Consider the following 5,346-nt stretch of genomic DNA (forward strand, 5'->3'; position numbering starts at 1 on the left):
ATTCTGGTCACCGCCGAAGCCGGACTGCCGGGAGCGGTCGGCGCCCCACGCCGACGCCGGTTCGGGCCGGCTGCCGCGCCGGTCCTCCGCCGGGTCGGGCTCGGGGACGGGGGCATCCTCGTCGAAGAAATGGGGACCCGTCTCCTCGACCGCCGGGACCGGCGCGGGACGCGCGCCGGGCGGCGGGCCGAGCGGCTCGCCGTCGGCCGGCGCCGGCCGGCTGGTGCCCGGCACCCAGGCGGAGCCGTTCCAGTACCGGACGTATCCAGGGATGGACGGGTCCGGGTAGTACCCCTCGCGGGGCCTGTCGTCACCGGGTTCCGGGGTTGGGGCGCTCATGTCCGTCGTCCCGTATCTGCTCGGGGGTCGTGTTGGGTGCTCCACATCTACCAGACCGGGGCACCCGCCACCGCCGGTCCGGCCGGACCCACTCCTTTCCGGGCAACCTCGTACATGTACTTCACAGTCGTGATCAGAACAGTTTTCCGGGGTTGAGGATGCCCAGCGGGTCGAAGGCCTGTTTGATCGCCTGCTGCATCTCGACCCCCACCGGGCCGATCTCCCGCGCCAGCCACTCCTTCTTCAGCACGCCCACACCGTGCTCTCCGGTGATCGTGCCGCCGAGCCGGAGGCCGAGGGCCATGATCTCGTCGAAGGACTCACGGGCGCGCCGCGACTCGTCGGGGTCCCGGGCGTCGAAGCAGACCGTCGGGTGCGTGTTGCCGTCGCCGGCGTGGGCGCAGACCCCGATGGTGAGCTGGTACTTCTCGGCGATCCGTTCGATGCCTTCGAGCATCTCGCCGAGCCGGGACCGCGGCACGCACACGTCGTCGATCATCGTCGTGCCCTTGACCGCCTCCAGCGCGGTCAGCGACAGCCGCCGCGCCTGCAGCAGCATCTCGGACTCGGCGGCGTCGTCGGCGGGCACGACCTGGGTGGCGCCGGCCGCCTCGCACAGCGCGCCGACCGCGGCGAGGTCGGCGGCCGGGTCCGGGGTGTCGAAGGCGGCCAGCAGCAGCGCCTCGGTGGTCTCCGGCAGACCCATGTGCGCGAGGTCGTTGACGGCCTTGACCGTCGTACGGTCCATGAGCTCCAGCAGCGAGGGCACGTGCCCTCCCGCCATGATCCGGCACACCGCGTCGCAGGCGGCGGCCGCGGAGGCGAACTCGGCGGCCAGCACCAGCTGCCGCGGCGGCTGCGGCCTGAGCGCCAGGACGGCCCGTACGACGATGCCGAGCGAGCCCTCGGAGCCCACGAACAGGCGGGTCAGGTCGTACCCGGCGACGCCCTTGGCGGTGCGGCGGCCGGTGGACATCAGCCGCCCGTCGGCCAGCACCACCTCCAGGCCGAGCACGTACTCCGCGGTGACCCCGTACTTCACGCAGCACAGACCGCCGGAGCCGGTGCCGATGTTGCCGCCGATGGTGCACATCTCCCAGCTGGAGGGGTCCGGCGGGTAGTACAGGTCGTGTTCGTTCACCGCGCGGGACAGCGCGGCGTTGACGACGCCCGGTTCGACGACCGCGACCCGGTCGACCGGGTTGATCTCCAGGATGCGGTTCATCTTGGTCAGGGACAGCACGATGCAGCCCTCGGAGGCGTTGGCCGCGCCGGACAGGCCGGTGCGGGCGCCCTGCGGGACCACGGGGACGCGCAGCTCGGTGGCGACGCGCATGACGTGCTGCACCTCTTCCACCGTGCGCGGCAGGACGACCACGGCCGGGACGCCGGACGGGCAGAAGCTCGCCATGTCGTTGGCGTAGGAGGCCGTGACGTCGGAATCGATGAGCACCGCCTCGGCCGGCAGGCCCGCGAGGAGCCGGTCGGTGAGGTTGCCCTGGGTTTCGTCGGGTGGGGCTTGAATTCGGCTCATGATCACAGCGTCGCACTCCCGGCCATCGGTGTGAACCCGTCGGCCGCGCCCCTCCGCCTCCCGGGTGGCGATAGTCGTACTGGCGCACCGTGTGCGCCATGGAGAACCCACTGCGGAGCCCGGCCACGTCGTTGCCGACCGAGCCGCGGCGCCGGTCCCGCCTGCTGCTCCGGGTGCGCCAGGTGCTCCTCGGACTGGTCGTGGCGGCCGGCGCGCTGGGCGCGGTGCTGCTGTCGCTGCCGGCCCCGCGGCCCGTGACGAGGGCGCCCGCGCCGGCGCCCGATGCGGCGCCCGGGGCGGCGGCGCCGACCGCGGTGGGCGCCGGGGCGCCGGCTTCGCTGCCCGGTCTGGCGGCGCTGATCGCCGAGCGGGAGCGGCATCTGCGGGCGCAGCCACGGGACGCGCGGGCGTGGGCGATGCTCGGGGCCGCCTACGTCGAACAGGGGCGGCGCACGGCCGACGCGGCGAACTGCCCGAAGGCCGAGGACGCGCTGCGCACCTCGCTGCGGCTGCGCCCGGAGGGGAACGCTCAGGCACGGGAGGGGCTGGCGGCGCTGGGCGAACCGCCGGTGGCGGAGGCGCCGGGGGACGTCACCGGGCGGCGGCGCCGGTGAGCGCCACCGCTGCCGGTGACGGCGGCCCGCCCGCCGCGCGGGTGGCGCGGCGGGCGGGTCCACCGGTGTGTGCGGGCTTCGGGCTCACAGGTTGCCGCGGCGCTCCTGCTCGCGCTCGATCGCCTCGAACAGGGCCTTGAAGTTGCCCTTGCCGAAGCCCATCGAGCCGTGCCGCTCGATGAGTTCGAAGAACACGGTCGGGCGGTCCTGGACCGGCTTGGTGAAGATCTGCAGCAGATAGCCGTCCTCGTCGCGGTCGGCGAGGATCTTCAGCTCGCGCAGGGTCTCGACGGGCACGCGGGTGTCGCCGACCCACTCGCCGAGGGTGTCGTAGTAGGTGTCGGGGGCGTCGAGGAACTCGACCCCGGCCGCCCGCATCTGACGGACCGTCTGCACGATGTCGTTGGTGTTCAGCGCGATGTGCTGGACGCCGGCGCCGCCGTAGAACTCCAGGTACTCGTCGATCTGGGACTTCTTCTTGGCGATCGCGGGCTCGTTGATCGGGAACTTGACCTTGAGCGTGCCGTCGGCCACGACCTTCGACATCAGCGCGCTGTACTCGGTGGCGATGTCGTCGCCCACGAACTCCTTCATGTTCGTGAAGCCCATGACCTTGTTGTAGAACTCCACCCACTCGTTCATCCGGCCGAGTTCGACATTGCCGACGCAGTGGTCGACGGCCTGGAACATGCGCTGGGCGGGCGGCTCGACCATGGGCTTCGCGGCCGCGTAGCCGGGCAGGTACGGGCCGTCGTAGCCGGTCCGCTCGACCAGGGTGTGGCGGGTCTCGCCGTAGGTGGCGATCGCGGCGAGGACGACGGTGCCGTGCTCGTCCTTCATCTCGTACGGCTCCACCACCGAGCGGGCGCCGTGCTCGACGGCGTAGGCGTACGCGGCGCGCGCGTCCGGGACCTCGATGGCGAGGTCGACGACGCCGTCGCCGTGCTCGGCCACGTGCTGGGCGAGGAAGTGGCCCCAGGTGGTGGCGGGCTTGATCACCGAGGTGAACACGAACCGGGCGGAGCCGCTCTCCAGGACGTAACTCGCGGTCTCGCGGCTGCCGTTCTCCGGTCCGGAGTAGGCGACCAGCTTCATGCCGAAGGCGGTGGAGTAGTAGTGCGCCGCCTGCTTGGCGTTGCCCACGGCGAAGACGACCGCGTCCATTCCCTTGACCGGGAAGGGGTCGGCCTGCCGGGCGGTCTCGTCGGGAGTGTGGTGTGTGGTCTGCGTCATAGCGGAAGGGTCACCTGGTCTCGCAAGGTGCGCAATAGTTCGCGTATTCACTGGGCAACATGACCAGTGAAAGCGGCGCACCTGCGGGCTTTCTGTACAGGATGACCACCCGGGAGGCGGGACGCGTGGCGATCGATCATCTGGACGGCCGCATCATCGTGCTGCTGGCGCGCGAGCCGCGCATCGGCGTACTGGAGATGTCGCGGCGGCTGGGAGTGGCGCGGGGAACGGTCCAGGCGCGGCTGGACCGCCTGCAGTCGGGCGGGGTGATCCGCGGCTTCGGCCCGGAGGTGGACCCGGCGGCGCTCGGCTACCCGGTGACGGCGTTCGCGACGCTGGAGATCCGGCAGGGGCAGGGGACGGACGTACGGGCGCATCTGGCGGCCGTGCCGGAGGTGCTGGAGCTGCACACCACCACCGGGTCGGGCGACATGCTGTGCCGGCTGGTCGCCCGCTCCAACGCCGACCTGCAGCGGGTGATCGACCGGGTGGTGGGCTTCGAGGGGATCGTGCGCGCCTCGACGGCGATCGTGATGGAGAACCCGGTGCCGCTGCGGGTCATCCCGCTGGTGGAGCAGGCGGCGGGAGGGGAGTGAGACCGAATTCCAAAGAACTCGTTGCAAAGACTGCTTTGCAACGCTATCTTTGTACGCATGAACGAGTCCTGGGCCCAGCCAGTCCGCCCACTTGACGCCCGCTCCCTGCGGGGCCTCGCCCATCCCCTGCGCATGCGGCTGCTGACCGCGCTGCGGCGCAGCGGGCCGGCCACCGCGTCCCAACTGGCCGCGAAACTGGGCGAGTCCAGCGGCGCCACCAGTTACCATCTGCGCCAGCTCGCCGCGCACGGCTTCGTCGAGGACGCGCCCGAGCACGGCAAGGGGCGGGAGCGCTGGTGGCGGGCGACTCACGGAGGCGTGAGCTTCGACGAGACGCTGCTGAAGGACTCCGACCCCGAAGTGCGCGGCGCCGCGGACCTGCTCCTGCACGAGGTCGCGAACCAGCACACTCAGGAGCTGGCGACCTGGCTCGGCACCAAGAACGAGTGGTCCGAGGAATGGGCCCGCGCCTCGGACATGAGCGACTTCACGCTGCGTCTCACCCCCGAGCTGGCCCTCGACCTCGTCGAGAAGATGCACGAGCTCGTGGAGAGCTACCGGGCCCTGGCCCCCGGCGACGACACCCCGGACACCGAGGTAGTGCGCGTCCACACGCACGTCTTCCCCACCCGCACGGACTGAGAGGCCGCCCCATGCATGCCGAGACCCAACTCATCCTGCACCACACCCGAGCCGCCGAACTCCGCGCCGAAGCCGAAGCGCATCGGCTGGCCGCCCAGGCCGGGCGCCCCGGCGTTCTTCGCACCCGGCTGGGCTGGACCCTCGTGGAGGTCGGTCTGCGCCTGGCCGCCGCGCCGAGGACGGCCCCCGCCGTCTAGCCCTCTAGCAACTGGGGACGGAGCCCTTCCCCTTCTCCAGGGCCACCAGGGCGTCGACGGCGCCCTGCGCGGGCATCGCGGTGCGTGACGTGGTGACCAGGGAACCGATCGCGGTCCTGAGCATCTGCTGCTGGCGCAGCCGGCTTCCCGCGTCCGTGGGGAGCTGGCTGGCGAACGCGGTCACCATGACC

The 5,346-nt window shown here is 71.8% G+C and carries 8 protein-coding genes; 4 read left to right on the plus strand and 4 right to left on the minus strand.

Annotation, left to right across the window (positions count from 1 at the left end; translation table 11 throughout):
• Nucleotides 1-339 (minus strand): DUF2510 domain-containing protein (locus C1I97_RS30560; protein WP_146608342.1); only part of this gene is annotated, 339 nt, incomplete at its 3' end.
• 133 nt (nucleotides 340-472) lie between these two features.
• Nucleotides 473-1,879: an FAD-binding oxidoreductase gene (locus C1I97_RS30565; RefSeq protein WP_111006334.1), complete on the minus strand. Its 1,407-nt coding sequence runs from the start codon at nucleotides 1,877-1,879 to the stop codon at nucleotides 473-475.
• 92 nt (nucleotides 1,880-1,971) lie between these two features.
• On the opposite strand from C1I97_RS30565, the gene C1I97_RS40250 reads away from it, so the two are divergent.
• Complete coding sequence (locus C1I97_RS40250) at nucleotides 1,972-2,487, plus strand: hypothetical protein (RefSeq protein ID WP_181446987.1); 516 nt, start codon at nucleotides 1,972-1,974, stop codon at nucleotides 2,485-2,487.
• An 84-nt stretch (nucleotides 2,488-2,571) separates the two neighbouring features.
• Here the strand turns inward: C1I97_RS40250 and hppD are convergent, their stop codons facing one another.
• Complete coding sequence (gene hppD / locus C1I97_RS30575) at nucleotides 2,572-3,720, minus strand: 4-hydroxyphenylpyruvate dioxygenase (protein WP_111006335.1); 1,149 nt, start codon at nucleotides 3,718-3,720, stop codon at nucleotides 2,572-2,574.
• A 125-nt stretch (nucleotides 3,721-3,845) separates the two neighbouring features.
• Here hppD and C1I97_RS30580 point away from each other — a divergent pair, with 125 nt between their 5' ends.
• The 3 genes from C1I97_RS30580 to C1I97_RS30590 are packed head-to-tail and all read left to right on the plus strand — an operon-like array spanning nucleotide 3,846 to nucleotide 5,155.
• Nucleotides 3,846-4,316, plus strand: a complete 471-nt coding sequence (locus C1I97_RS30580) for an Lrp/AsnC family transcriptional regulator (protein ID WP_181446988.1) — start codon at nucleotides 3,846-3,848, stop codon at nucleotides 4,314-4,316.
• 57 nt (nucleotides 4,317-4,373) lie between these two features.
• Entirely contained in the window at nucleotides 4,374-4,958 is a 585-nt protein-coding gene (locus C1I97_RS30585) for an ArsR/SmtB family transcription factor (protein ID WP_111006336.1), read from the plus strand.
• 11 nt (nucleotides 4,959-4,969) lie between these two features.
• Nucleotides 4,970-5,155: a hypothetical protein gene (locus C1I97_RS30590; protein WP_111006337.1), complete on the plus strand. Its 186-nt coding sequence runs from the start codon at nucleotides 4,970-4,972 to the stop codon at nucleotides 5,153-5,155.
• A 4-nt stretch (nucleotides 5,156-5,159) separates the two neighbouring features.
• Here the strand turns inward: C1I97_RS30590 and C1I97_RS40255 are convergent.
• A partial coding sequence (locus tag C1I97_RS40255; protein ID WP_181446989.1) for a hypothetical protein occupies nucleotides 5,160-5,346 on the minus strand: 187 nt, incomplete at its 5' end.

The organism is Streptomyces sp. NTH33, from assembly GCF_003236365.1.
In the GTDB taxonomy this organism is placed as follows: Bacteria; Actinomycetota; Actinomycetes; order Streptomycetales; family Streptomycetaceae; genus Streptomyces.